Below are 24,946 nucleotides of genomic sequence, written 5' to 3' on the forward strand. Positions count from 1 at the left end.
GAGGACAAATATGAAAAAACTCGTGTTGTCATTATCACTGGTACTGGCCTTTTCCAGCGCCACCGCGGCATTCGCAGCCATTCCGCAGAAAATTCGCATTGGTACCGATCCAACCTATGCGCCGTTCGAATCGAAGAATTCAAAGGGTGAACTGGTCGGTTTTGACATCGATCTGGCCAATGAGTTGTGCAAACGCATCAAAGCACAGTGTACCTACGTTGAGAACCCGCTGGATGCGCTAATCCCGTCCCTGAAAGCGAAAAAAATCGACGTAATTATGTCCTCCCTCTCCATCACCGAAAAACGCCAGCAGGAGATTGCCTTCACCGACAAACTCTACGCGGCCGATTCACGTCTGGTGGTGGCGAAATCGTCTGACATTCAGCCAACGCTGGAGTCGCTGAAGGGTAAACGCGTGGGCGTGCTGCAGGGCACTACCCAGGAAACCTACGGTAACGAACACTGGGCACCGAAGGGGATTGAAATTGTCTCCTATCAGGGCCAGGAAAATATCTACGCTGACCTGACGGCAGGCCGAATTGATGCCGCATTCCAGGATGAAGTCGCGGCAAGCGAAGGCTTCCTGAAAACGCCGGTCGGTAAAGATTACAAGTTTGGTGGCCCGTCCATTAAGGACGTTAAGCTGTTTGGTGTGGGCACCGGTATGGGCCTGCGCAAAGAAGACAACGAACTGCGTGAGGCGCTGAACAAAGCGTTCGCTGAAATGCGCGCTGACGGCACGTACGACAAGCTGGCGAAAAAGTACTTTGATTTTAATGTTTACGGCGGCTAATCGCCCCGTCATATAACGTGCGGCCCCTCCCACGGCGGGAGGGGAAAAGACACGGTTCCACCACTCACGATACGACAGGGCTCGCGGTATGCTGTACGGATTTTCTGGCGTTATTTTACAGGGCGCGCTTGTCACCCTTGAGCTGGCTATCAGCTCCGTGGTGCTGGCGGTGCTGATAGGTCTGGCAGGCGCAGGGGCGAAGCTTTCGGCTAACAAACCGCTGGCGCTGATCTTTGAAGGCTACACCACGCTTATTCGCGGCGTTCCCGATCTGGTGCTGATGCTGCTTATCTTTTACGGTCTGCAGATTGCGCTGAACAGCGTGACGGACGCGATGGGCATGGGACAAATTGATATCGACCCAATGGTGGCCGGTATTATTACCCTCGGTTTTATCTACGGCGCCTACTTCACCGAAACCTTCCGCGGTGCTTACATGGCCGTGCCGAAAGGTCACATTGAGGCGGCAACCGCATTTGGTTTTACCTCATCACAAACGTTTCGCCGGATTATGTTCCCGGCCATGATGCGCTATGCGCTTCCGGGCATCGGCAACAACTGGCAGGTTATCCTCAAAGCGACAGCGCTGGTCTCGCTGCTCGGTCTGGAAGACGTCGTGAAAGCGACTCAACTGGCGGGCAAGAGTACCTGGGAGCCGTTCTACTTTGCGGTGGTCTGTGGCGTGATTTATCTGGTCTTTACGACCGTCTCCAATGGTGTGCTGCTTCTGCTCGAGCGTCGCTACTCCGTGGGTGTGAAGAGGGCTGACCTGTGATTGAGATTATTCAGGAATACTGGAAATCGCTGCTGTGGACGGATGGCTACCGCTTTACCGGCGTGGCGATTACGCTCTGGCTGCTGATCTCCTCCGTGGTAATGGGCGGAATTCTGGCGGTGTTTCTCGCCATTGGCCGCGTGTCGAACAATAAATTTATCCAGTTCCCGATCTGGCTGTTCACCTACGTCTTTCGCGGTACGCCGCTGTACGTGCAGCTGCTGGTGTTCTACTCGGGGATGTACACGCTTGAGATCGTAAAAGGCACTGAGATGCTGAATGCGTTCTTCCGCAGCGGTCTGAACTGTACGGTGCTGGCGTTGACGCTCAACACCTGCGCCTACACCACCGAGATTTTCGCGGGGGCAATTCGCTCTGTCCCTTACGGTGAGATTGAAGCCGCGCGGGCCTACGGCTTCTCGTCGGTGAAACTGTACCGCTGCATCATTCTGCCGTCGGCCTTGCGTATCGCGTTACCGGCGTACAGTAACGAAGTGATTTTGATGCTGCACTCGACCGCGCTTGCCTTTACCGCGACGGTGCCGGATCTGCTTAAAATCGCGCGCGATATTAACTCCGCGACCTATCAGCCGTTTACCGCATTTGGCATTGCGGCGGTGCTCTATTTAATTATCTCTTATGTTCTGATTAGCCTGTTCCGTAAGGCTGAAAAACGCTGGTTGCAGCATATAAAACCTTCTTCGACGCACTGAGAAAGATGATGGCTGAGAACAAATTAAACGTTATTGATTTGCACAAACGCTACGGCGAACATGAAGTGCTGAAAGGGGTGTCGCTGCAGGCAAACGCGGGCGACGTGATCAGTATCATCGGCTCATCCGGCTCGGGTAAAAGTACCTTCCTGCGCTGCATTAACTTCCTGGAAAAGCCGAGCGAAGGCTCGATTGTGGTGAGCGGGCAGAACATCAACCTGGTGCGTGACAAAGACGGCCAGCTGAAGGTGGCCGATAAGCACCAGCTGCGTCTGCTGCGTACGCGTCTGACGATGGTGTTCCAGCATTTTAACCTCTGGAGCCACATGACGGTGCTGGAGAACGTGATGGAAGCGCCGGTTCAGGTGCTTGGCCTGAGCAAGCATGAAGCCCGCGAGCGCGCGGTGAAATACCTGGCAAAAGTGGGCATCGACGAGCGCCAGCAGATGAAATACCCGGTGCATCTCTCCGGCGGTCAGCAGCAGCGTGTCTCCATCGCGCGCGCGCTGGCGATGGAGCCCGAGGTGCTGCTGTTCGACGAACCGACCTCCGCGCTCGACCCGGAACTCGTTGGCGAAGTGCTGCGCATCATGCAGAAGCTGGCTGAAGAGGGCAAAACGATGGTGGTGGTGACGCACGAGATGGGCTTTGCCCGTAACGTCTCGAACCACGTGATTTTCCTGCATCAGGGAAAAATTGAAGAACAGGGGCACCCGGACGAGGTGCTGGCGAACCCACAAAGCCCGCGTTTGCAGCAGTTCCTTAAAGGCTCCCTGAAGTAAGAGGGCATCAGACCGCAGTGCAGGCCAATCGCCCGGTGGCGCTTCGCTTACCGGGCCTAACGGGCTGGATGTTCTCCCTCTCCCTGTGGGAGAGGGTCGGGGTGAGGGCATCAGACCGCAGTGCAGCCTAATCGCCCGGTGGCGCTTCGCTTACCGGGCCTACTAATTCCGTTGTCGGCCGGCATATTCCAGCCGGTACACCCAGTCGTCATAGCGCACGCCGTCAATCTCATACGCTTTTTCCAGCACCTGCATACGCACAAAACCGGCTTTCTCCAGCACCCGCACCGACCCACCGTTGTCCGCCAGCACGTACGCGTTAATCGCCTTCACGCCGGTCTGGTTGAACGCATAATCACACACCGCGCGCAGCGCCTCGCTGGCGATACCTTTCCCTTGCGCGGCAGGCACAACCGTATAGCCGATATCCGCCTCTTCACGATTCTCTGCGCTGATTTGCAGGCCGATATCGCCCAGCGGCGTATCATCATCCCGGGCGCGAATAACAAACACATGAGCAGCAGCGAGTCGCGCGGCAAACACGCGTCGGGTCTCTTTTTCCGGGGCGATGGCGGCCATATAGCGCATGATGGCGCGATCTTCACGCAGCGAGCGGAAGAAGGCCCAGTCAGAGGGTTCGAAAGGGGTGAGGTGAAGCCGGGGTGTGGTGATGGTTGCCATTGTGACGCCATATCTTCGGGAAATGGCCTGTCACTGTACCATATTCACCGCACCACATCCCCAAGCGCCTCTTCTAATTCATACCAGCGGAACGCAAACCCGGCCGCTTCCAGCCGTTTTGGAAGCGCTCTCTGTCCGCCTAATACCAGAACAGACGCTTCACCCATCAGCAGACGAATGACCGTGGCAGGCACGCGCAAAATTGCCGGACGGTGCAGGGCATGTCCCAGCGCGTGGGCAAACTGTTCATTACGCACCGGATACGGCGCAACCATATTGAACGGCCCGCGCAGATCGTTATCCAGCAGCCACAGAATCCCGTTGACCATATCGTCGATATGGATCCAGGCCATATACTGACGGCCATTACCAATGGGGCCCCCGAGTCCGAGCCTGAAAGGGGGAAGCATCTTCGCCAGGATGCCGCCTTTCGGTGCCAGAACGACACCGGTCCGCAGCAGGCAGACGCGGGTTCGATCGCTTTGCGCCGCACTGGCGATACGCTCCCACTGGGCGCAGAGTTTGTGGGTAAACTCGTTATGGGGCGGCTCTTCCTCGGTCACCACCACCTCGCCAAGATCGCCGTAATAGCCCACGGCGGAACCCGAAATCAGCACGGAAGGCGGCGTGTGGCTGTTGCGGATCAGCTCGACCAGCTTTTCGGTGATGTTCCACCGGCTGCTGCATAACAGCTGTTTTTGCTCTTCCGTCCAGCGCTTATCGGCGATGGGTTCACCCGCGAGGTTAATGACGGCGTCGAAGCCGTCCAGATTTTGCTGATCGGCCAGATTTTTCCAGATATCGACACCCGCCCCCAGCACCTGACGCGCTTTCTCCGGGCTGCGCGTCACGACGGTAATGTCGTGATGCAAGGCCTGCAGACGCGCAATGAGGTGACGACCAATCAGGCCTGTACCGCCGGTCAGCAAAATCTTCATACAACCTCCAGGTTTACGCCTGGCGCCGCCAGCTTAACGTCATGGAGACGGAATCGGCGTAGCGCAGGGCGTGAAGTTTATCGATCTCAACTTCAGCATAAGTGACCCAGTGATGTTCGCGTGCGATATCGAGCACATCCTGAGTTAATTTTTCCAGCAGAGAGAAGCGGTTATTCTCCACAAACTGGATAATGTTCTTGGTGATTGTGCGATAGTTCAGCGCGTCATTGATATCTTCGCTGGCGCGCGCTTTGTCTGCGGGATAGTGAATCACCACGTTAATGACAATATCCTGACGGTTGGCGATCTCTTCCTCTTTGATACCGATAAAGGTACGCAGGCGTAAATTTTTTATACGAATAATGGCGTCTGGCTGTGACATTGCAGGTCTTCTCCGTGTCAGTATTTCCTGCCCATAATACATGAGTGCCTCACCGGCACCCAGCCTCATACCGGGTTAAATTTGCTGGATTTTTTGCATCGCCCGCTCGGTCGCCGGGCGGGTTCGGATGCGCTCGAACCAGTTGTTTACCGCCGGGTAAGAGGCCAGGTCAATTCGGTGTTTTTCATGCGTATTCACCCATGGCCAGCAGGCGATATCGGCAATACTGTAATGATCGCCTCCGAGCCACGGCGTTTTCTTCAGCCGACGGTTCAGAACGTCATAGAGCCGCTGCGTCTCGACCTGATAGCGTTCTATCGCGTAAGGAATGGGCTGCGGGGCGTAAGCGGTAAAGTGATGATTTTGACCCAGCATGGGGCCCAGCCCGCTCGCCTGCCAGAAAAGCCACTGCAGGGTATGGTGACGCTCACGCAGCTCGCCGCTCAGCAGCTTGCCGGTTTTCTCTGCCAGATAGAGCAAAATTTCACCGGATTCAAACAGGCTCAACGGTCTGCCCCCGTCCGCTGGCTGGTTATCAATAATGGCCGGGATTTTATTGTTCGGCGAGATAGCCAGAAAAAGAGGGCTGAACTGTTCGCCTTTGCTGATATCCACGCGAATGATCCTATAATCCAGCTCGGCTTCTTCAAGAAAGAGGGTGATCTTATGGCCGTTTGGGGTAGGGGCGTAATAAAGGTCGATCATTCTCAACTCCTGTCCATGCGAAGAGTGGTGCCATGACAAATGAGTATAGGTGGTTGTTGTAAATCGTGAGTTTTCATCAAGTGACAGCGAGGCAAAGAGATTATATGTTGAGTAAAAACCGATCAGCCTATGAGGATGTTATGAACCAGCCCGTCATCACGTTGTGGTCCGATGCGAACTTCTTTTCCCCCTATGTTATGAGCGTATACGTTGCGCTGGCCGAAAAAGGGCTCACCTTTACGCTGAAGACCGTTGATCTTGACGGTGGTGAGCATCTTAAACCGCAGTGGCAGGGCTACGATCTGACCCGACGCGTGCCGGTGCTGGAGATTGATGGATTTGCCCTGAGCGAATCGTCGGCGATCGATGAGTATCTGGAAGATCGGTTCGCCCCCCCGGAGTGGGAACGTATCTATCCTCACGATCTGCAAAAGCGCGCCCGGGCGCGGCAGATCCAGGCGTGGCTGCGAAGCGATCTGGTGCCGATTCGCGTCGAACGCTCCACGGACGTTGTGTTTGCCGGGGTGAAAAAGCCACCTCTCAGCGCAGAAGGTGCAGAAAGCGCGCAGAAGCTGATTGAAACCGCCACCTCGCTGCTCGCCCATGGCAACCCAAACCTGTTCGGCGAGTGGTGCATTGCCGATGCCGATCTGGCGTTGATGTTAAACCGCCTGATCCTCAACGGTGATGAGGTGCCGCAGCTGCTGGTGGATTATGCCGCGTTCCAGTGGCAGCGTGCCTCCGTGCAGCGCTATGTGGCACTCTCGGCTAAGCGCGCGGGCTGATAAGCCCTGCCGCTTCAGGTATGATGGGGGCAGTCTGTTTTCCCGAGGAGTGACTGATGAAACTGATGTTTGCGTCGGATATCCATGGATCGCTGCCCGCAACCGAGCGTGTCCTTTCCCTGTTTGCACAAAGCGGTGCGCAGTGGCTGATTATTTTGGGCGACGTGTTGAATCACGGCCCGCGCAACGCGCTGCCGGAGGGCTATGCCCCTGCGCAGGTCGCGGAAAAACTCAACCAGTTCGCCTCGCGCATCATTGCCGTTCGCGGCAACTGCGACAGCGAAGTGGACCAGATGCTGCTGCATTTCCCCCTTACCGCTCCGTGGCAACAGGTGCTGCTTGAACAACACCGCCTGTTCCTGACCCACGGGCATCTTTTCAGCCCGGATAATCTTCCGGCCCTCGCGGCTGGCGATGTCCTGGTTTACGGTCATACTCATATTCCGGTTGCGGAAAAACGCGGTGAGATTTATCACTTTAATCCGGGCTCGATCAGCATCCCAAAAGGCGGGTATCCTGCGAGCTACGGCATGCTGGAAGGAAATACCCTGAGCGTTATCGCACTTAATGATCAGCAAGTTATTGCGCAGGTAGCGATTAATCCGTAAGTTACACCTCAACTGCAAACGCGCCGAAAGAGCGCTTAGAAGAGAAGGTTTCCCGATGGTGGAGCAGAGTCATTTGGCAAGTACAGAGTGGGTTGACATTGTCAACGAAGAGAATGAAGTGATCGCGCAGGCCAGCCGCGAGCAAATGCGTGCGGAGCGCCTGCGTCACCGTGCGACATATATCGTTGTGCATGACGGTATGGGTAAAATTCTGGTTCAGCGCCGCACGGACACGAAAGATTTTCTCCCGGGTATGCTGGATGCTACTGCAGGTGGCGTCGTCCAGGCGGATGAAGTGCTGCTGGATTCCGCGCGTCGTGAAGCGGAAGAAGAGTTAGGCATTGCCGGTGTGCCGTTTGCCGAGCACGGGCAGTTCTACTTCGAGGATGAACACTGTCGCGTCTGGGGCGGGCTGTTTAGCTGCGTCTCTCACGGCCCGTTCGCCCTGCAGGAAGAAGAAGTCAGCGAAGTGAACTGGATGACGCCGGAGGAGATTACCGCGCGCTGCGACGAGTTCACGCCGGATTCGTTAAAAGCGCTGGCGCTGTGGATGACCCGCAACGCCAATAACGAATCGACCAAATCAGAGAAAGAGGAAGAGGCTGAGTAAGCTTCAGCAACTCTCTCTCAGACACAGACTGGACGCGATGGGTTTTTGATCGCGCCAGTCTCCGCCATTCAGGCGCTCCAGTAACGCTTTCCCGGCTTCAATTCCAATCTTACGATGCGGCACCGCCATGGTCGTCAGCGGCGGCTGACAGACGCGGCTCACGTCGCTATCGCCAAAACCTACCACCGCCAGATCGTCCGGCACTTTGATTCGCCTGCGCTGGCACTCGTACAGCGCGCCGCAGGCCAGCTCGTCAGAGACGCACACCAGCGCATCCAGCTCCGGCCAGGCCAGCAGGAACTCGGGCAGCTGCGCCGCGCCGGTCGAGAAGCTCGGCGGCATCGCCGCGTTAATGACCCGGTTCGGCGACATATGGTGGCGAAGCATGGCTTTGTACCAGCCCTGCAGATGCTGCTGGAAAATCCACTGCTCCTGGTTGGCACACAGCAGGCCAATATTCTGATAGCCGCGCTTAATGACCATCTCCGTGAGCTCATACATGGCCGCCACGTTATCAATCCCGATATTCATATCAATCGGATCGGCGCGCATGGCGCCCATCTCCATCACCGGAATTGAGGCGTTTTTCAGCCAGTGGCGAACAGTGTCGGTATGTTCAACGCTGAGCAGGATAGCGGCGGCAATGTTCGACGCCAGCAGCGTCTCCAGCAGTTTCTCCTCCTGCTCAAGACGATGCTGGGACTCAGCCAACATGATCTGATACCCGGCAGGTTGCAGCACCTGCTGTAGCCCGGCGAACATCTCAGAGCAGCCTGCTTCGGAGAGGTTGGGCACCACCATGGCTATCGTCCATGACGACGCCGAGGCCAGGGCACTGGCGGCAAGATTAGGCATATAACCCAGTTCCTGCACGGCAGCTTCAATTTTTTCTCGTAGTTTATCGGAAACCTGTTCGGGCGTGCGAAGCGCACGGGACACGGTCATCGTGCCCACACCGGCAAGCTGTGCGACATCGGCGAGTGTCACTTTACCAGTACTGCGCCGTTTTCGGATTAGAGACATACACCTTCCTGCTGACCAGACGCGTTCTTATTTTCCTTCGTTTCACGTGACAGGCAGTATACGCCTTAAATCCCTTTTGTTGCTGTGATTTAGCAACGTGATTGCAATTTGATAGCGCTATCACATTTCTGCATGATAACCATTGGTAGCGCTATCTTTGTGATCGCGATCGCAGTCAATCAGTGATGCGTTGAATAAAGTTTGCTCATCTTAAGCGTGTCGCGGGAGTGAAAAGTGCTCAAAAAATGGATATATGATACAACCATCACGCTGCAGGAGAGCGTGGAAGACTGGCCGCAGGCGCTGGAGCTGTGCGCGAAGCCGCTGCTGGATTTGCAGGTGATTGAGCCTGAATACGTCACGGCCATCATCCAGCAGCACCACACGTTAGGACCTTATTATGTGCTGGCACCAGGGCTGGCGATGCCGCATGCGCGGCCGGAGGAAGGCGCCAAAGGACTGGGGTTGTCGTTATTAAAACTAAAACAGGGCGTCTCGTTTGGTGCCGGTGAGTTTGACCCTGTCGACGTCATTATTATGCTCGCGGCACCGGACAAACATAGCCATATCGAAATGATATCCGCACTCGCAGAATTATTTTCCAGCGACGAGGATATGGAGAAACTGCATCAGGCGAATACCCTGGAGGAAATTAAAACGATTATTAACCGCTTCTGATTTAATTCTGTAATCCGGTTTTTCACAACATTACGCGTCAGCGTGATGGGGCGTACTCTACTCAAAATAAGGGGACAACAATGAAAATCATGGCTATTTGCGGTTCTGGCCTGGGCAGTAGTTTTATGGTCGAAATGAATATTAAAAAGGTGCTCAAAAAGCTGGAGATTGAAGCTGAGGTTGAACACTCCGATCTCTCCTCAGCCACGCCGGGCGCGGCCGATCTGTTCGTGATGGCAAAAGACATTGCCGCAAGCGCCAGCGTGCCGGAAAGCCAGCTGGTAGTGATCAACAACATCATCGACATCAACGAACTTGAAGCGCAGCTGCGCGGCTGGTTCGAAAGACAATAACCCTGATAAGGCGAGGTGGATATGTTTATCCTTGAAACGCTGAATTTCGTTGTTGATATTTTAAAAGTCCCTTCGGTGCTGGTGGGTTTAATTGCGTTAATCGGTCTGGTTGCGCAGAAAAAAGCGTTTTCCGACGTGGTGAAAGGGACCATTAAAACCATCCTGGGCTTTATTGTACTGGGCGGCGGCGCCACGGTGCTGGTCGGGTCATTAAATCCCTTAGGCGGTATGTTTGAACATGCCTTTACTATCCAGGGCATTATTCCAAACAATGAAGCGATCGTGTCCATTGCACTGGAAAAATACGGTGCAGCGACCGCGCTGATTATGGCCTTCGGGATGGTGGCGAATATTATCGTCGCCCGCTTTACCCGCCTGAAGTATATCTTCCTGACCGGACACCACACGTTTTATATGGCGTGCATGATTGGCGTGATCCTGACGGTGGCGGGCTTTGAGGGCGTGGGGCTGGTCTTTACCGGGTCGCTGATACTTGGCCTGATCATGGCTTTCTTCCCGGCGATTGCGCAGCGCTACATGAAGCGTATTACCGGCAACGATGAGATTGCCTTCGGCCACTTCGGCACGCTGGGCTACGTGCTGTCCGGCTGGATTGGCAGCAAGGTCGGCAAAGGATCCCGCTCAACGGAAGAGATGAACCTGCCGAAGAACCTGAGCTTCCTGCGCGACAGCTCGATCTCCATCTCACTGACTATGATGATTATCTACCTGATCATGGCGGTGAGCGCCGGGCGCGAGTACGTCGAGGCCACCTTCAGCGCCGGCCAGAACTACCTCGTCTACGCCATCATCATGGCGATCACCTTCGCGGCGGGGGTGTTCATCATTCTGCAGGGCGTACGCCTGATTCTGGCGGAAATCGTTCCGGCCTTTACCGGCTTCTCGGAAAAACTGGTGCCGAACGCGCGTCCTGCGCTGGACTGCCCGGTGGTCTATCCCTATGCGCCTAACGCGGTGCTGATTGGCTTCCTGTTCAGCTTCCTCGGCGGGATTGTGGGGTTGTTCATCTGCGGTCAGTTTAGCTGGGTGCTGATCCTCCCGGGCGTGGTGCCGCACTTCTTCACCGGCGCAACGGCGGGCGTGTTCGGTAACGCCACCGGCGGACGTCGCGGGGCAATGATTGGCGCCTTTGCCAACGGCCTGCTGATTACCTTCCTGCCGGTCCTGCTGCTACCGGTACTGGGCGCCATTGGTTTTGCGAACACCACCTTCTCTGACGCCGACTTCGGCGCGGTCGGGATTGTCCTCGGCAACCTGGCGCGCTTCCTGTCGCCGCTGGCCATCACCGGGCTGGTCGTGGCGCTGTTCGCGCTGCTGGTGGCGTACAACGTCTTCGCGAAAAACAAACCTGCCGGCGGTAACGCGCAGGAAAACACCGGAGCCAAATCATGAATGAGAAAGAGATAACCGAACTCGCGCGTCAGATCCGTCTTGAGACGCTGAAATCCCTGACGCAGCTGGGCTTTGGCCACTACGGGGGCAGCATGTCGGTGGTAGAAACCCTGGCCGTGCTGTACGGCGCGGTGATGAAAATCGACCCGGCGGATCCGGACTGGCCGGAGCGCGACTACTTTGTTCTGTCGAAAGGTCATGCGGGTCCGGCGCTCTACAGCACGCTGGCGATCAAGGGATACTTCCCGACAGAAGAGCTGAGCACGCTGAACCAGAACGGCACGCGCCTGCCCAGCCACCCGGACCGCCTGAAAACGCGCGGCGTGGACGCCACTACCGGTTCGCTGGGGCAGGGGATTTCCATCGCGGGCGGTATGGCGCTGTCGCACAGGCTGGCCGGGCGACCGAATCGGGTCTTCTGCATCGTCGGCGACGGCGAGCTGAACGAAGGGCAGTGCTGGGAGGCGTTTCAGTTTATCGCCCACCATCGCCTGAACAACCTGACGGTATTTGTCGACTGGAACAAACAGCAGCTCGACGGCGAGCTGGACGAGATCATCAGCGCGTTTGACCTGGAGGGCAAATTCCGCGCCTTTGGCTTTGACGTGGCGACGGTGAAGGGGGACGACATTCCGGGTCTGCTGGCAGTGACATCACGCATCCCGGCAGCCGATGCGCGTCCGTTAGTCGTCATCCTCGACAGCATCAAAGGCCAGGGGGTGCCGTATCTGGAGCAGCTCAGTAACTCACACCACCTGCGATTGACCGCAGAGAGCAAAGCGGCCCTCAACGAGACGATTCGCCAACTGGAGGCTTCACATGATTAAGGTTGCACCGGCAGGACAGAAAGACGCCGTTGAGATGCGTAAGGTCTACGCTGGCTTCGTGGCAAAACAGATTGAGGCCGGAAGTGACATCATTGCGCTCGAAGCAGACCTGATGAGCTCGATGGCGATGGACGGCGTAGCGCGAGATTATCCGCAGCACGTGATTAACTGCGGCATTATGGAGGCCAACGTCATTGGCACGGCAGCCGGGCTGTCGCTGACCGGACGTAAACCGTTCGTGCACACCTTCACCGCGTTTGCCAGCCGTCGCTGCTTTGACCAGCTGTTTATGTCCCTGGACTATCAGCGCAACAACGTGAAGGTGATTGCCTCGGACGCGGGCGTGACGGCCTGCCACAACGGCGGAACGCATATGTCGTTTGAGGATATGGGCATCGTGCGCGGTCTGGCGCACTCAGTGGTGCTCGAAGTCACCGATGCGGTGATGTTTGATGACGTGCTGCGCCAGCTTATCGATCTCGACGGCTTCTACTGGGTGCGGACCATCCGTAAGCAGGCGCCGAGCGTCTATGCCCCGGGCTCCACCTTCACCATCGGAAAAGGCAACGTGCTGCGCGAGGGGAGCGATATCACCCTGATTGCCAACGGCATCATGGTGGCGGAAGCGCTGGAAGCCGCTCGCCAGCTTGAGCAGGAGGGCGTCAGCGCGGCGGTCATCGATATGTTTACCCTGAAGCCCATCGACCGGATGCTGGTGAAAAACTACGCCGAGAAAACCGGGCGCATCGTCACCTGTGAAAACCACAGCATTCACAACGGCCTGGGGTCGGCGGTGGCGGAAGTGCTGGTGGAAACCTGCCCGGTGCCGATGCGGCGGGTGGGCGTCAAGGAGCGCTACGGTCAGGTAGGGACGCAGGATTTCCTGCAGAAGGAGTATGGCCTGACGGCACATGACATTGTATCGGCGGCGCGCGAACTGCTGTAAATAAAAAAGGCGACCGGTTTAGTGGTCGCCTTTCTTGCCGGATGGCGCTTCGCTTATCCGGCCTACAAAACCGTAGGCCCGGTAAGCGCTAGCGCCACCGGGCTTTTTAGCTTACTGCTGCTGCTGTGAAGACTGAATCGCGGTCAGCGCGATGGTGTAGACGATATCGTCTACCAGTGCGCCACGAGACAGGTCGTTCACAGGTTTGCGCATGCCCTGCAGCATTGGCCCGATGGAGATCAGGTCGGCAGAACGCTGTACCGCTTTGTAGGTGGTGTTACCGGTGTTCAGATCCGGGAAGATGAACACGGTAGCGCGACCAGCAACCGGTGAGTTCGGCGCTTTGGATTTCGCAACGTCAGCCATGACCGCGGCGTCGTACTGCAGCGGGCCGTCGATCATCAGATCAGGACGTTTTTCCTGCGCAATACGGGTCGCTTCACGCACTTTCTCTACGTCGCTACCTGCACCTGAGGTGCCGGTGGAGTAGGAGAGCATCGCCACGCGCGGCTCGATACCGAAAGCGGTCGCGGAGTCTGCGGACTGGATAGCGATCTCAGCCAGCTGCTCTGCGGTTGGATCCGGGTTGATCGCGCAGTCGCCGTAAACGTAAACCTGTTCAGGCAGCAGCATGAAGAACACAGAAGACACCAGAGAGCTGCCTGGCGCAGTTTTGATCAGCTGCAGCGGTGGACGGATGGTGTTCGCCGTGGTGTGAACCGCACCGGAAACCAGGCCGTCAACTTCGTCCTGCTCCAGCATCAGCGTGCCCAGCACCACGTTGTCTTCCAGCTGCTCACGCGCAACGGCTTCGGTCATGCCCTTGCTCTTACGCAGCTCAACCAGACGGGCAACGTAGCTTTCGCGAACCACTTCAGGGTCAACGATTTCGATGCCTGCGCCCAGCTCAACGCCCTGAGAGGCCGCTACGCGGTTGATCTCATCCGGGTTACCCAGCAGCACACAGGTCGCGATGCCGCGCTCTGCACAGATAGCAGCCGCTTTAACGGTACGTGGTTCGTCGCCTTCTGGCAGAACAACGCGTTTGCCTGCTTTACGCGCCAGCTCGGTCAGCTGGTAACGGAATGCTGGCGGAGACAGACGGCGGCTGCGCTCGGAGGTCGCGGTCAGGGATTCGATCCAGTCTGCGTTGATGTAGCCCGCAACGTATTCCTGAACTTTCTCGATACGCTCGTGGTCATCAACCGGCACTTCCAGGTTGAAGCTCTGCAGGCTCAGGGAGGTCTGCCAGGTGTTGGTGTTCACCATGAAGACCGGCAGGCCGGTAGCGAACGCGCGTTCGCACAGCTTGCTGACGCGTGGGTCCATCTCGTAGGCACCGGTCAGCAGGATCGCACCGATTTCCACGCCGTTCATTGCGGCCAGACAGGCTGCAACCAGAACGTCAGGACGGTCTGCGGAAGTCACCAGCAGGGAACCTGCGCGGAAGTGTTCCAGCATGTGCGGAATGCTACGCGCACAGAAGGTCACGGACTTCACGCGACGGGTGTTGATGTCGCCTTCGTTAATCACGGTCGCGTTCAGGTGACGCGCCATGTCGATTGCACGGGTGGCAATCAGATCGAAGCTCCATGGCACCGCGCCCAGTACTGGCAGCGGGCTGGATTCCTGCAGCTTAGCCGGGTCAACTTTGATGACTTTCGCTTTGGACGAGTCGTCGAAGATCTCGGACAGGTCAGGGCGAGTACGGCCCTGCTCATCCACTGGCGCGTTCAGCTTGTTGACGATCACGCCGGTGATGTTGGTATTTTTCGCGCCGCCGAAGCTGCTGCGCGTCAGTTCGATACGCTCGTTCAGCTGTTCCGGGGTGTCGGTGCCCTGAGACATCACGAAAACGATCTCTGCGTTCAGGGTTTTCGCAATTTCGAAGTTCAGGGACTGGGCAAACTGGTGTTTGCGGGTTGGCACCAGACCTTCAACCAGCACCACTTCCGCGTCTTGCGCGTTAGCATGGTAGTTGGCGATGATCTCTTCCATCAGCACGTCTTTCTGGTTGCTGGAGAGCAGAGACTCAACGTGGCTCATCTTCAGCGGTTCAGCCGCTGGCAGATTGGAGTTTTTGCGAACGATGGTGGTGGTCTGGTCTGGCGCATCGCCACCGGCACGTGGCTGGGCGATTGGCTTAAAGACGCTCAGACGAACGCCTTTGCGTTCCATAGCACGGATCACGCCAAGGCTGACGCTGGTCAGGCCGACGCTGGTTCCGGTAGGGATCAGCATAATAGTACGGGACACGGTTTATCCTCTTTCGTTACCGCCCAAATGGGGCGGGTTACAAAACAGCACCGCCAGCATTGCTGGCGGTGTGGAATCAGGCAGTCAGACGGTGCGCGTCTTGCGCGATGACCAGTTCTTCGTTAGTTGGGATAACGAGAGCAGGGCGGGTGCCTTCTTTGTTGATGAAGCCAGACTTGCCGAAGCGGGCAGCCAGGTTACGCTCGTGATCAACCTCGAAGCCCAGAACGCCCAGTTTGCCCAGGGACAGTTCACGAACCATTGCCGCGTTCTCACCGATACCACCGGTGAAGATAACCGCGTCCAGACGGCCTTCCATCAGCGCAGTGTAAGAGCCGATGTACTTCGCCAGACGGTGGCAGTAAACGTCCATTGCACGTTTAGCGTCTTCTTTCTCTGCGTAGTTGTCTTCAACGTAACGGCAGTCGCTGGTGACTTCGGTCAGGCCCAGCAGGCCAGACTCTTTGGTCAGCATTTTGTTGATCTGGTCAACGCTCATGCCCAGGGTGTCGTGCAGGTGGAAGATGATCGCCGGGTCGATGTCACCGGAACGGGTACCCATCACCAGACCTTCCAGCGGGGTCAGACCCATGGACGTATCAACACATTTACCGTTGCGGATAGCCGATACAGAACCACCGTTGCCCAGGTGGCAGGTGATGATGTTCAGTTCTTCAACCGGCTTGTTCAGCACTTTTGCCGCTTCCTGAGTCACATAGAAGTGGCTGGTGCCGTGCGCGCCGTAACGACGTACGCCGTGCTCTTTGTACAGGCTGTATGGCAGGGCATAGAGGTAAGACTCTTCCGGCATGGTCTGATGGAACGCGGTATCAAATACGGCCACGTTTTTGTCTTTCAGATTCGGGAAGGATTTCAGCGCTTCAGCGATACCGATCAGGTGAGCCGGGTTGTGCAGCGGTGCGAAAGAGGCAGAGTCTTTGATGCCCTGGATCACAGAGTCGTCGATCACGACGGAGCTGGTGTATTTTTCGCCGCCGTGGACGATACGGTGACCAATCGCAGTCAGCTGAGCAGACAGTTCTGGTTTTTGTGCCAGAATAGTGTTAACGATAAAGTTCAGCGCTTCACTGTGAGCGGCGCCTGCACCTAAAGCCGCTTCTTGTTTGCTGCCGTCCATCTTCCACTTGATACGTGCTTCAGGCAGATGGAAACATTCGGCCAAACCAGAGAGGTATTCGTCACCGTTGAGCGCATCGATGATGGCGAATTTCAGTGAGGAGCTACCGCAGTTCAGAACCAGTACTAACTTACTCGACATGGAAGTACCTATTATTGATACGTGGCTAAAAAAACGTCAGTGAGTCTAACAGCGTAACGCATGATGACTCGGACATTTATGATTAACATCATGCCAAACGAACATTGTGGCATGATGGAAGAAATAACTATGATTTTATGCCATTTTGCACAATTTTCAGCCAATGGCATAATATGCAATAATTTGACGAGCTAATGATTCTCGTCTATGGCCCTATCAGGCTGGCACAGGATACCCGATACGGGGTAGAGATGACAAAATATTTTGAACGTTGTCATAGCTTGTTGTGGTTTTGCACGAAAATTTTAATTTTTATATGTGAAGTTGAGGTACAGCCATGTCGACACCAGAGAACCCGTCCGTAAATTTCTTCAGTCTGTTTCGTCGGGGACAGCATTACGCAAAGACGTGGCCAATGGAAAAGCGCCTTGCGCCGATGTTTATTGAGAATCGCACCATTCGCGCCACGCGCTATGCGATTCGCTTTATGCCGCCTGTCGCTATCTTTACGCTGTGCTGGCAGATTGCGCTGGGTGGGCAGCTTGGACCTGCCGTTGCCACGGCGCTCTTCGCATTAAGCCTGCCGATGCAGGGCCTGTGGTGGTTAGGTAAACGGTCCATCACGCCACTTCCTCCTTCTATTTTACACTGGTTTTATGAAGTGCGCGGTAAGCTGGAAGAGGCCGGTCAGGCGCTCGCCCCGGTGGAAGGCAAGCCGGATTACCAGGCGCTGGCGGACACGTTAAAGCGTGCTTTTAAGCAACTGGATAAAACATTCCTCGATGATTTGTGATTGATCATCGAAACGACGACGAAAAGAAGGCACAGTAACAATCAGTTACCGTGTCTTTTTTTTAAGTGCAATGCGCTACAGGAGTCGAAAGATGGAAATGACCCATGCTCAACGTCTGATTTTGTCCAACCAGTACAAGATGATGACTATGCTTGATCCCGATAACGCTGCGCGCTACAGCCGCCTGCAAACCATCGTCGAACGCGGCTTTGGTCTGCAAATGCGCGAACTGGACCGCGAGTTTGGCGAGCTGAAAGAAGAAACCTGTCGCATCGTGATCGACATTATGGAGATGTATCACGCCCTGCACGTCTCCTGGACGAATCTCAAAGATCAACAGTCCATTGACGAGCGCCGCGTCACCTTCTTAGGCTTTGATGCCGCAACGGAAGCGCGTTATCTCAGCTATGTTCGCTTTATGGTGAATACAGAAGGACGTTATACCCACTTTGACGCGGGTACCCACGGCTTCAACGCGCAGACCCCGATGTGGGATAAATATCAGCGCATGCTGAGCGCGTGGCATGCCTGCCCGCGTCAGTACCATTTAAGCAGCAACGAAATTCAACAAATCATTAATGCCTGACGGAGGTGCGTGTGCAGTGTAGAGGTTTTCTGTTTGATCTGGACGGTACGCTGGTGGATTCGCTGCCGGTTGTGGAGCGTTCCTGGTGTCATTGGGCTGACAGACATGGCATCGAGCATCAGGACGTGCTGAATTTTATCCATGGCAAACAGGCCATCACCTCGCTACGGCACTTCCTGGCCGGACGCTCTGAGGACGACATTCAGGCGGAGTTCAAATACCTGGAACACATTGAAGCCACCGATACGGACGGCATCACCGCGTTACCGGGCGCGCGCGAACTGCTTGAGCATCTGAACGAGGCGCAGATCCCGTGGGCTATCGTCACCTCCGGTTCCGTGCCGGTTGCCCACGCCCGGCACAAGGCGGCAGGGTTGCCGACGCCGGACGTGTTTATCACGGCGGAGCGCGTGAAGCGGGGTAAACCGGAGCCTGACGCATTTTTACTGGGCGCTGAACTGCTGGGCCTCGCCCCTGCAGAGTGCGTGGTGGTGGAAGATGCGGCGGCTGGCGTACTGGCCGGGTTGAACGCAGGAAGTCACGTCATCGCTGTTAACGTTCCGGCCGGATCCCCCCGGCTGGACGAGGCAGATTTGGTGCTGGATTCACTGACGGCACTGTCTGTTTCAAAAGCCTCTGACGGAGTTGTAACCGTCTCGCTAAAAGTGTAATCCCATGATATGGCCCCACATTGCTGGGGCTTTTTTATGGCAAAATTCCTCATCTTCCACTGACAAGGATAAGTTGTGAACGGTGAACTGATTTGGGTCCTGAGCCTGCTTTTAATCGCCATCATTCTTTTTGCAACGGGCAAGGTACGCATGGACGCCGTCGCCCTGTTTGTCATCGTCGCGTTTGTGCTGAGCGGTACGCTCACGCTACCGGAAGCCTTCGCCGGATTTAGCGATCCCAACGTTATCCTGATTGCTGCCCTGTTTATCATCGGCGATGGGCTGGTGCGCACCGGTGTGGCGACCATTATGGGGTCGTGGCTGGTGAAGGTGGCTGGCAACAGCGAAACCAAGATGCTGATCTACCTGATGGTGACCGTCGCCGGGCTGGGGGCGTTTATGAGCTCCACGGGCGTGGTCGCCATCTTTATCCCGGTGGTGTTGAGCGTCTCCATGCGGATGCAGAGCTCGCCGTCACGCCTGATGATGCCTCTGAGTTTTGCCGGTTTGATCAGCGGCATGATGACGCTGGTGGCCACGCCGCCGAACCTGGTCGTCAACAGCGAACTGATCCGGGAAGGATTTGAGGGCTTCAGCTTTTTCAGCGTCACCCCGCTGGGGCTGGTCATTCTGGTATTGGGCGTGGTCTACATGCTGCTGACCCGGTTTGCCCTGAAAGGTGAAAAACAGGAAAAAAATAAAGAAGGGTGGAAGCGACGCACCTTCCGCGATTTGATTAAAGAGTACCGCCTTACCGGGCGCGCGCGCCGTCTGGCTATTCGTCCTGGCTCGCCGATGGTGGGACAGCGGCTGGATGACCTGAAGCTGCGTGAGCGCTATGGCGCGAATGTGATCGGCGTAGAGCGCTGGCGACGGTTTCGTCGGGTGATCGTCAACGTTAACGGGGTGTCGGAATTCCGCGCCCGTGACGTCCTGCTGATTGATATGTCCACCGCGGATGTGGACCTGCGCGAATTCTGCAGCGAACAGCTGCTGGAGCCGATGGTCTTACGTGGGGAATATTTCTCCGATCAGGCGCTGGATGTCGGCATGGCCGAGGTGTCGCTGATCCCGGAGTCGGAACTACTGGGTAAAACCGTGCGGGAGATGGGGTTCCGTACCCGCTATGGCCTGAACGTCGTGGGGCTGAAGCGCGATGGCGTAGCGATGGAAGGGGCGGTGGTGGATGAGCCGATCCTGCTGGGCGATATCTTTCTCGTCGTCGGTAACTGGAAGCTCATTAGCCAGCTCGGACAAAAAGGGCGCGATTTTGTGGTGCTCAACATGCCTGTTGAGGAGAGCGATGCCTCCCCGGCCCACAGCCAGGCCCCGCACGCAATTTTCTGTCTGGTGCTGATGGTGGCGCTGATGCTGACCGATGAGATCCCCAATCCGGTCGCGGCAATTATTGCCTGCCTGTTGATGGGCAAATTCCGCTGTATTGACGCCGAAAGCGCCTATAAAGCCATTCACTGGCCGAGCATCATTCTCATTGTCGGGATGATGCCCTTCGCCCTGGCGCTGCAAAAAACCGGCGGGGTGGATCTGATCGTTAAAGGCTTAATGGACGTGGGCGGCGGGTATGGGCCGTACATGATGATGGTCTGCCTGTTTATCATGTGTGCCACCATCGGTCTGTTTATCTCCAATACCGCGACGGCGGTACTGATGGCGCCGATTGCGCTGGCGATGGCCAAATCCATGGGCGTGTCGCCGTATCCTTTTGCGATGATGGTCGCAATGGCGGCCTCAGCGGCATTTATGACGCCGGTCTCTTCACCGGTAAACACGCTGGTGCTGGGGCCGGGGAACTATCGATTCAGTGATTTCGTGAAGCTGGGCGTGCCGTTCACCGTGCTGGTGATGGTGGTGTGCGTGGTATTGATACCGGTTCTGTTCCCGTTCTGAGCATTTTGCCGGGTGGCGGCTACGCCTTACCCGGCCTACAATCCCGTAGGCCCTGCAAGCGCAGCGCCGCTGGGCGAAAATCAGAGTGGCGAATCCTGGCTAATCTCATCCAGCGACAGATGGAAGCTCGGTACAAACACCTGCATAAAGTAATCCATCTCTTCGCTGCGGCGGGATTCCAGCGTTTTTTCCAGACGCGTTTTTGCCAGTAAAAATTCGTTATTCCCCGCGGACAACTCTTCCAGACACTTGAGGTAGGCGCAGAGCGCGTCGGCCTGTTTGACCAGCGACTTTTCATCTTCCGTGTACTGATGCTCGTTGATAAGCGGCTCGAAGATATCACGCAGTTCTTCGGGCACCATCTCAATCAGCTTCTGCTGGGCAATTTTTTCAATGGCCTTATATTCCTGCGCAATTTGCGAGTTGAAATATTTCACCGGCGTAGGCAGATCGCCGGTCAGCACTTCTGACGCATCGTGGTACATCGCCAGCAGGGCGATGCGCTCTGGATTGACCTGACCGTTGAATTTGCGGTTTTTAATGGCGGCCAGCGCGTGAGCGACCATCGCGACCTGCAGGCTGTGCTCTGACACATTTTCCGTGCGAACATTGCGCATCAGCGGCCAGCGGTTGATGAGTTTCAGGCGGGAGAGGTGGGCAAAGAAATGACTCTGACTCATAGGTTACCTTTTGTCTTCACTGCGACAGGCGTTCATTGTGCGGGGAGGGGAGGTAAGATGCAAATTTGCGGATTTTGTAGGCCGGGTAAGCGCAGCGCCACCCGGCAGAAAGGCAACGTTACTGATGGTATCCGGAGAGGAAGCGCCCGAAGCGGCTGATGGCCATTTCCAGGTCATCTTCGCGCGGCAGCGTCACGATACGCACGTGATCCGGCCACGGCCAGTTAAACGCTGTGCCCTGAACCAGCAGCACTTTTTCCTGCAGGAGGAAATCAAGCACCATTTTCTGGTCGTCGTGAATATTAAAGCGCTTCGCGTCAATTTTCGGGAACATGTAGAGCGCGCCATTCGGCTTCACGCAGGAGACGCCCGGGATATCGTTAATCAGTTCCCACGCGCGGTTACGCTGTTCGTACAGGCGACCACCGGGCACGATAAACTCGCTAATGCTCTGATAGCCGCCGAGCGCGGTCTGGATCGCGTGCTGTGCCGGAACGTTGGCGCATAAACGCATGGAGGCCAGCATCTCCAGCCCTTCAATATAGCCTTTGGCATGTTTTTTCGGACCGTTTAACACCATCCAGCCCTGACGGAAACCGGCCACGCGATAGGTTTTGGACAGGCCGTTAAAGGTAACGGTCAGCAGGTCCGGGGCCAGCGCGGCGATGGAGTGGTGCTGCGCCGCGTCGTACAGGATCTTGTCGTAAATTTCGTCGGCGAAGATGATCAGGTTGTGCTGACGCGCCAGCTCGACGATCTCCATCAGCAACTCTTTTGAGTAGACCGCGCCCGTCGGGTTGTTCGGGTTAATGATCACGATACCGCGCGTGCGGGGCGTAATTTTTGCGCGAATATCGTCCAGGTCCGGGAACCAGTCAGAGGATTCGTCGCACAGATAGTGCACCGCTTTACCACTGGACAGCGACACGGCAGCCGTCCACAGCGGATAGTCCGGCGCAGGGACCAGCATTTCGTCCCCGCTGTTCAGCAGGGCCTGCATGGCTTGCACAATCAGTTCGGAGACGCCGTTGCCGATATAGATATCCTCAACGGTAACATCGCGCATACCACGTGCCTGGTAGTGCTGCATGATGGCTTTACGTGCGGAGTAAAGTCCTTTTGAATCGCAATAGCCTTGTGCAGTGGGAAGGTTGCGGATCACATCAACCAGAATTTCATCCGGCGCTTCAAAACCAAATGGCGCAGGGTTACCAATGTTGAGTTTCAGAACCTTGTTGCCTTCTTCTTCAAGGCGTTTTGCCTCTTTCAGAACCGGGCCGCGGATGTCATAACAGACGTTATCTAGCTTGCTGGATTTTTCGATAGGGGACATGAACCTTTAACCTTTTCGCTATTATTGCCGCTCCCTGCCGTGGAAGTCAGCACGGAATAATGTACTCCCCCCTCGCTTCGTTTTGAAGGGTGTGCAGTAGAAGATTTTGTGCGGGGTGCAAATTTTTGATGAATCTTTTTCGCTGTGCGTACGCTTTTTCACTGTCTTAACGTTGTGCACATAGCGAGAACTTCGGTTAAATGTGCTATTCATTTACAAAAATACTGTATAATGTGCTGTTAAAAATAAGTGATGAGCTGGACAGCGGTGGCAGTCACCCTGAGTGACTTTTCGTAAAACCTGAATGCTTGTGACCTGTTTCTGTAATAGCATACTGTGGATAAAAGTTACCCATGTGAAATTAATGTTAAGTGCCATTAATGAATGGTCTTAATCTAAATTAAAATTTATTTATTATTAACCTATAAAATGCAACTTTAGTTAATTTTAATAAAATTAGTTTAGAAGCTTAACATTCTTCTTTAATCCTCAATATTGCAATAAGACTTATAAATAAAGTGGATTTGGGTTAAGATGTCTTCCAGGAAAGCTGAGTGCAGAAACACGTTTTTTGTATGTCTGTGACTGGTTTTTCTCATTAATTGATTGTTATTGTTAGAGTTATCTCTGGCTGGAATGTGTCGCACATCTCCTGCTACGTTGACAGCGCTGCGATACAGATGGCAGAAAAGGTGTTATACCTTTAATGTAATTTACATAAACCTGCGAACATCTAAATATCCTGAACGTTTAAGAGAATAAAAATATCGTCATGAAACGTGCTTTCTGACTGTTGATATAAAGCAGCACAATAACTATCTGTCAGGCAGTCTGCCGGGCCGGGATGCGAGGGAAAATCTTCAGAGGGAATTGCTTAACTGTACACACACAGCTTCAACCCGGGCAGCTCCGCACGAGCAACCTGAAAGTGAATAGATATGATAAATGCAAATCGTCCGATAATGAATCTCGACCTCGATCTGCTGAGAACGTTTGTTGCGGTCGCCGATCTCAACACTTTTGCAGCAGCTGCTGCCGCCGTTTGCCGAACTCAGTCCGCCGTCAGCCAGCAAATGCAGCGGCTGGAGCAACTGGTTGGTAAAGAGCTTTTTGCCCGTCACGGGCGTAATAAGCTCTTAACGGAACACGGTATTCAGCTTCTGGGTTATGCCAGGAAAATTCTTCGCTTTAATGATGAAGCATGTATGTCATTAATGTTTAGCAACCTTCAGGGCGTGCTAACGTTAGGTGCATCTGATGAGTCAGCGGATACTATATTGCCGTTTCTTCTCAATCGTATTAGTTCGGTTTATCCGAAGCTTGCGCTGGACGTGAGCGTAAAGCGCAATGCTTTTATGGTTGAGATGTTAAATGAGAATAAAGTCGACCTGGTGGTCACCACGCATCGTCCCGGGCAGTTTGACTGCCTGACGCTGCGTACATCGCCTACGCACTGGTATTGCGCGGCCGAATACGTGCTGCAAAAAGGGGAGCCGGTGCCGCTGGTGTTGCTGGATGACCCGAGCCCGTTCCGCGATATGGTACTGACGGCGCTGAATGAGGCCAATATTCCGTGGCGTCTGGCGTATGTGGCATCCACGCTGCCAGCGGTGCGTGCCGCCGTGAAAGCCGGTCTGGGTGTCACCGCCCGTCCGGTAGAAATGATGAGCCCCGATCTGCGCGTTCTGGGCAAATCCGATGGCCTGCCTGCACTGCCGGATACGGAGTATCTGCTCTGCCACAATTCGTCCAGTCATAACGAACTGGCGAAGGTGGTGTTCGAGGCGATGGAAAACTACCATAACCCGTGGCAGTTCGAGCGCGTTACCTCCGAAGGGGGGGATGACTCCCTGATCGTTGAAGGGGATTTTGAGTGATCGCCCGCTCAGAATTCTGGTAACAAAATGTAAGTGTAAAAAAAAGCCACTCGTGTGATTTTCACATGCAGTGGCTTTTTTTTAGCAAAAATACCCGCTTATGGCGCATGGATTTTCAGGATATTCTCTATTTATCAATAAGCTAAATGCTTTTGCTTAAAACTTGTCCGTTTTCCGTTCTAACTTCATCCATATCCCTCCTATGTTAAAAAAACAGGAAATATGTTGCCGTTTTCCAGGTTGAATTAACAAAAGCGTGTCGCAGATCAAGAAAATACTCCTATTTGGGGGGAGGAATCGTTGGCAAATCCTGTCAAAATAGGAGGGTTATTTTTTTTACTTCCGAAACGGACACGATTCAACAACATACATTTGACGGAAAGTCATGAACCCACCAGGGTTAAAGGGCACCAAATGTTAATGAGAATCGCTCGATGTAATTTAATGTGAAGAAACCTTTGTTAAAGTTGACAATAGGTTATAGAAAGGAGTAAAAAACCCCATCATTTTGCTGTCTACGTCTCATTTCTGACAGTTAGTGTAAGGTTATT

The 24,946-nt window shown here is 55.1% G+C and carries 26 protein-coding genes; 17 read left to right on the forward strand and 9 right to left on the reverse strand.

All coding sequences use genetic code 11. The features are described from left to right. Nucleotides 1-10 precede the first annotated feature (10 nt). The 4 genes from hisJ (at nt 11) to hisP (ending at nt 3,063) form a co-directional block, all read left to right on the forward strand. On the forward strand, nt 11-793 hold the full coding sequence (hisJ, locus tag CWR52_RS19245) for a histidine ABC transporter substrate-binding protein HisJ (protein ID WP_008502592.1): 783 nt from the start codon (nt 11-13) through the stop codon (nt 791-793). A gap of 88 nt (nt 794-881) precedes the next feature. Further along, on the forward strand, nt 882-1,568 hold the full coding sequence (locus tag CWR52_RS19250; protein WP_014832782.1) for a histidine ABC transporter permease HisQ: 687 nt from the start codon (nt 882-884) through the stop codon (nt 1,566-1,568). Next, on the forward strand, nt 1,565-2,281 hold the full coding sequence (locus CWR52_RS19255; protein ID WP_008502590.1) for an ABC transporter permease: 717 nt from the start codon (nt 1,565-1,567) through the stop codon (nt 2,279-2,281). The genes CWR52_RS19250 and CWR52_RS19255 overlap by 4 nt, the downstream gene beginning before the upstream one ends. A gap of 8 nt (nt 2,282-2,289) precedes the next feature. Beyond that, on the forward strand, nt 2,290-3,063 hold the full coding sequence (hisP, locus tag CWR52_RS19260; protein ID WP_045908735.1) for a histidine ABC transporter ATP-binding protein HisP: 774 nt from the start codon (nt 2,290-2,292) through the stop codon (nt 3,061-3,063). A 162-nt stretch (nt 3,064-3,225) separates the two neighbouring features. On the opposite strand, the gene CWR52_RS19265 is transcribed toward hisP, so the two are convergent. The 4 genes from CWR52_RS19265 to yfcG all read right to left on the reverse strand — a co-directional run bounded on the left by CWR52_RS19265 (nt 3,226) and on the right by yfcG (nt 5,769). Continuing rightward, complete coding sequence (locus CWR52_RS19265; protein WP_104950453.1) at nt 3,226-3,744, reverse strand: GNAT family N-acetyltransferase; 519 nt, start codon at nt 3,742-3,744, stop codon at nt 3,226-3,228. 44 nt (nt 3,745-3,788) lie between these two features. Beyond that, a complete protein-coding gene (locus CWR52_RS19270; protein ID WP_045908733.1) occupies nt 3,789-4,682 on the reverse strand; it encodes a TIGR01777 family oxidoreductase in 894 nt (297 codons plus the stop codon). 13 nt (nt 4,683-4,695) lie between these two features. After that, the gene (folX, locus tag CWR52_RS19275) at nt 4,696-5,064 is read right to left on the reverse strand and encodes a dihydroneopterin triphosphate 2'-epimerase (protein ID WP_023616057.1); all 369 of its coding nucleotides are present in this window, start codon (nt 5,062-5,064) and stop codon (nt 4,696-4,698) included. 75 nt (nt 5,065-5,139) lie between these two features. Then, nucleotides 5,140-5,769, reverse strand: coding sequence for a GSH-dependent disulfide bond oxidoreductase (gene yfcG, locus CWR52_RS19280; RefSeq protein ID WP_032646621.1), 630 nt, complete (start codon nt 5,767-5,769; stop codon nt 5,140-5,142). 140 nt (nt 5,770-5,909) lie between these two features. Here yfcG and yfcF point away from each other — a divergent pair, with 140 nt between their 5' ends. From yfcF to yfcD, 3 genes are read left to right on the forward strand one after another with little or no spacing between them, the layout of a single operon-like run. Then, nucleotides 5,910-6,554, forward strand: coding sequence for a glutathione transferase (yfcF, locus tag CWR52_RS19285; protein WP_104950454.1), 645 nt, complete (start codon nt 5,910-5,912; stop codon nt 6,552-6,554). Nucleotides 6,555-6,610: 56 nt separating this feature from the next. Further along, on the forward strand, nt 6,611-7,162 hold the full coding sequence (yfcE, locus tag CWR52_RS19290; RefSeq protein WP_129546963.1) for a phosphodiesterase: 552 nt from the start codon (nt 6,611-6,613) through the stop codon (nt 7,160-7,162). Nucleotides 7,163-7,217: 55 nt separating this feature from the next. Beyond that, the gene (yfcD, locus tag CWR52_RS19295) at nt 7,218-7,772 is read left to right on the forward strand and encodes an NUDIX hydrolase YfcD (protein WP_104950456.1); all 555 of its coding nucleotides are present in this window, start codon (nt 7,218-7,220) and stop codon (nt 7,770-7,772) included. 3 nt (nt 7,773-7,775) lie between these two features. On the opposite strand, the gene CWR52_RS19300 is transcribed toward yfcD, so the two are convergent. Beyond that, on the reverse strand, nt 7,776-8,795 hold the full coding sequence (locus CWR52_RS19300; RefSeq protein WP_104950457.1) for a LacI family DNA-binding transcriptional regulator: 1,020 nt from the start codon (nt 8,793-8,795) through the stop codon (nt 7,776-7,778). A 234-nt stretch (nt 8,796-9,029) separates the two neighbouring features. Here CWR52_RS19300 and CWR52_RS19305 point away from each other — a divergent pair, with 234 nt between their 5' ends. From CWR52_RS19305 to CWR52_RS19325, 5 genes are all read left to right on the forward strand, one after another. Next, nucleotides 9,030-9,473, forward strand: coding sequence for a PTS sugar transporter subunit IIA (locus CWR52_RS19305; protein ID WP_104950458.1), 444 nt, complete (start codon nt 9,030-9,032; stop codon nt 9,471-9,473). Between the two features lie 80 nt (nt 9,474-9,553). Then, a complete protein-coding gene (locus CWR52_RS19310) occupies nt 9,554-9,826 on the forward strand; it encodes a PTS sugar transporter subunit IIB (RefSeq protein ID WP_024908960.1) in 273 nt (90 codons plus the stop codon). Nucleotides 9,827-9,847: 21 nt separating this feature from the next. Beyond that, a complete protein-coding gene (locus CWR52_RS19315) occupies nt 9,848-11,239 on the forward strand; it encodes a PTS ascorbate transporter subunit IIC (RefSeq protein ID WP_023617386.1) in 1,392 nt (463 codons plus the stop codon). Next, nucleotides 11,236-12,066 (forward strand): transketolase, encoded by an 831-nt coding sequence (locus CWR52_RS19320; protein WP_045908730.1) that lies wholly within the window; start codon nt 11,236-11,238, stop codon nt 12,064-12,066. Before CWR52_RS19315 ends, CWR52_RS19320 begins: the two co-directional genes overlap by 4 nt. Then, nucleotides 12,059-13,012 carry a transketolase family protein gene (locus tag CWR52_RS19325; RefSeq protein WP_104950459.1) on the forward strand — a complete coding sequence of 318 codons (954 nt, stop codon included), beginning with the start codon at nt 12,059-12,061 and terminating at the stop codon, nt 13,010-13,012. Before CWR52_RS19320 ends, CWR52_RS19325 begins: the two co-directional genes overlap by 8 nt. Nucleotides 13,013-13,123: 111 nt before the next feature. Here the strand turns inward: CWR52_RS19325 and pta are convergent, their stop codons facing one another. Both pta and ackA read right to left on the reverse strand, forming a co-directional pair. Beyond that, complete coding sequence (pta, locus tag CWR52_RS19330) at nt 13,124-15,268, reverse strand: phosphate acetyltransferase (protein WP_104950460.1); 2,145 nt, start codon at nt 15,266-15,268, stop codon at nt 13,124-13,126. A gap of 76 nt (nt 15,269-15,344) precedes the next feature. Further along, the gene (gene ackA, locus CWR52_RS19335; protein ID WP_045334289.1) at nt 15,345-16,547 is read right to left on the reverse strand and encodes an acetate kinase; all 1,203 of its coding nucleotides are present in this window, start codon (nt 16,545-16,547) and stop codon (nt 15,345-15,347) included. A gap of 337 nt (nt 16,548-16,884) precedes the next feature. Here ackA and yfbV point away from each other — a divergent pair, with 337 nt between their 5' ends. From yfbV to CWR52_RS19355, 4 genes are all read left to right on the forward strand, one after another. Continuing rightward, nucleotides 16,885-17,340 carry a terminus macrodomain insulation protein YfbV gene (gene yfbV / locus CWR52_RS19340; protein WP_008502875.1) on the forward strand — a complete coding sequence of 152 codons (456 nt, stop codon included), beginning with the start codon at nt 16,885-16,887 and terminating at the stop codon, nt 17,338-17,340. 91 nt (nt 17,341-17,431) lie between these two features. Next, complete coding sequence (locus CWR52_RS19345) at nt 17,432-17,926, forward strand: YfbU family protein (protein WP_008502874.1); 495 nt, start codon at nt 17,432-17,434, stop codon at nt 17,924-17,926. Between the two features lie 11 nt (nt 17,927-17,937). Then, nucleotides 17,938-18,597: a sugar phosphatase gene (locus CWR52_RS19350; protein WP_104950461.1), complete on the forward strand. Its 660-nt coding sequence runs from the start codon at nt 17,938-17,940 to the stop codon at nt 18,595-18,597. Between the two features lie 75 nt (nt 18,598-18,672). Beyond that, nucleotides 18,673-20,505, forward strand: a complete 1,833-nt coding sequence (locus CWR52_RS19355) for an SLC13 family permease (RefSeq protein ID WP_104950462.1) — start codon at nt 18,673-18,675, stop codon at nt 20,503-20,505. 80 nt (nt 20,506-20,585) lie between these two features. Here the strand turns inward: CWR52_RS19355 and yfbR are convergent, their stop codons facing one another. Both yfbR and alaA read right to left on the reverse strand, forming a co-directional pair. Further along, complete coding sequence (gene yfbR, locus CWR52_RS19360; RefSeq protein ID WP_008503531.1) at nt 20,586-21,185, reverse strand: 5'-deoxynucleotidase; 600 nt, start codon at nt 21,183-21,185, stop codon at nt 20,586-20,588. A 118-nt stretch (nt 21,186-21,303) separates the two neighbouring features. Beyond that, nucleotides 21,304-22,518 (reverse strand): alanine transaminase AlaA, encoded by a 1,215-nt coding sequence (gene alaA, locus CWR52_RS19365; protein WP_008500204.1) that lies wholly within the window; start codon nt 22,516-22,518, stop codon nt 21,304-21,306. 938 nt (nt 22,519-23,456) lie between these two features. On the opposite strand from alaA, the gene lrhA reads away from it, so the two are divergent. After that, complete coding sequence (gene lrhA / locus CWR52_RS19370) at nt 23,457-24,395, forward strand: transcriptional regulator LrhA (protein WP_021241557.1); 939 nt, start codon at nt 23,457-23,459, stop codon at nt 24,393-24,395. The last annotated feature ends 551 nt before the right edge of the window (nt 24,396-24,946 follow it).

Origin of the sequence: Enterobacter sp. SGAir0187 (genome assembly GCF_002952735.2) — a bacterium.
Taxonomy (GTDB): Bacteria; Pseudomonadota; Gammaproteobacteria; order Enterobacterales; family Enterobacteriaceae; genus Enterobacter; species Enterobacter quasiroggenkampii.

Excerpts from the sequence above, each read along its gene's own strand:
- yfbR (WP_008503531.1), bottom strand. The coding sequence starts at position 21,185 with ATGAGTCAGAGTCATTTCTTTGCCCACCTCTCCCGCCTGAAACTCATC.
- yfbV (WP_008502875.1), top strand. The coding sequence starts at position 16,885 with ATGTCGACACCAGAGAACCCGTCCGTAAATTTCTTCAGTCTGTTTCGT.
- CWR52_RS19345 (WP_008502874.1), top strand. The coding sequence starts at position 17,432 with ATGGAAATGACCCATGCTCAACGTCTGATTTTGTCCAACCAGTACAAG.
- CWR52_RS19265 (WP_104950453.1), bottom strand. The coding sequence starts at position 3,744 with ATGGCAACCATCACCACACCCCGGCTTCACCTCACCCCTTTCGAACCC.
- folX (WP_023616057.1), bottom strand. The coding sequence starts at position 5,064 with ATGTCACAGCCAGACGCCATTATTCGTATAAAAAATTTACGCCTGCGT.
- alaA (WP_008500204.1), bottom strand. The coding sequence starts at position 22,518 with ATGTCCCCTATCGAAAAATCCAGCAAGCTAGATAACGTCTGTTATGAC.
- yfcE (WP_129546963.1), top strand. The coding sequence starts at position 6,611 with ATGAAACTGATGTTTGCGTCGGATATCCATGGATCGCTGCCCGCAACC.
- lrhA (WP_021241557.1), top strand. The coding sequence starts at position 23,457 with ATGATAAATGCAAATCGTCCGATAATGAATCTCGACCTCGATCTGCTG.
- yfcD (WP_104950456.1), top strand. The coding sequence starts at position 7,218 with ATGGTGGAGCAGAGTCATTTGGCAAGTACAGAGTGGGTTGACATTGTC.
- ackA (WP_045334289.1), bottom strand. The coding sequence starts at position 16,547 with ATGTCGAGTAAGTTAGTACTGGTTCTGAACTGCGGTAGCTCCTCACTG.
- CWR52_RS19300 (WP_104950457.1), bottom strand. The coding sequence starts at position 8,795 with ATGTCTCTAATCCGAAAACGGCGCAGTACTGGTAAAGTGACACTCGCC.
- yfcG (WP_032646621.1), bottom strand. The coding sequence starts at position 5,769 with ATGATCGACCTTTATTACGCCCCTACCCCAAACGGCCATAAGATCACC.
- hisP (WP_045908735.1), top strand. The coding sequence starts at position 2,290 with ATGGCTGAGAACAAATTAAACGTTATTGATTTGCACAAACGCTACGGC.
- CWR52_RS19250 (WP_014832782.1), top strand. The coding sequence starts at position 882 with ATGCTGTACGGATTTTCTGGCGTTATTTTACAGGGCGCGCTTGTCACC.
- CWR52_RS19270 (WP_045908733.1), bottom strand. The coding sequence starts at position 4,682 with ATGAAGATTTTGCTGACCGGCGGTACAGGCCTGATTGGTCGTCACCTC.
- CWR52_RS19315 (WP_023617386.1), top strand. The coding sequence starts at position 9,848 with ATGTTTATCCTTGAAACGCTGAATTTCGTTGTTGATATTTTAAAAGTC.
- yfcF (WP_104950454.1), top strand. The coding sequence starts at position 5,910 with ATGAACCAGCCCGTCATCACGTTGTGGTCCGATGCGAACTTCTTTTCC.
- CWR52_RS19320 (WP_045908730.1), top strand. The coding sequence starts at position 11,236 with ATGAATGAGAAAGAGATAACCGAACTCGCGCGTCAGATCCGTCTTGAG.
- CWR52_RS19325 (WP_104950459.1), top strand. The coding sequence starts at position 12,059 with ATGATTAAGGTTGCACCGGCAGGACAGAAAGACGCCGTTGAGATGCGT.
- hisJ (WP_008502592.1), top strand. The coding sequence starts at position 11 with ATGAAAAAACTCGTGTTGTCATTATCACTGGTACTGGCCTTTTCCAGC.
- CWR52_RS19310 (WP_024908960.1), top strand. The coding sequence starts at position 9,554 with ATGAAAATCATGGCTATTTGCGGTTCTGGCCTGGGCAGTAGTTTTATG.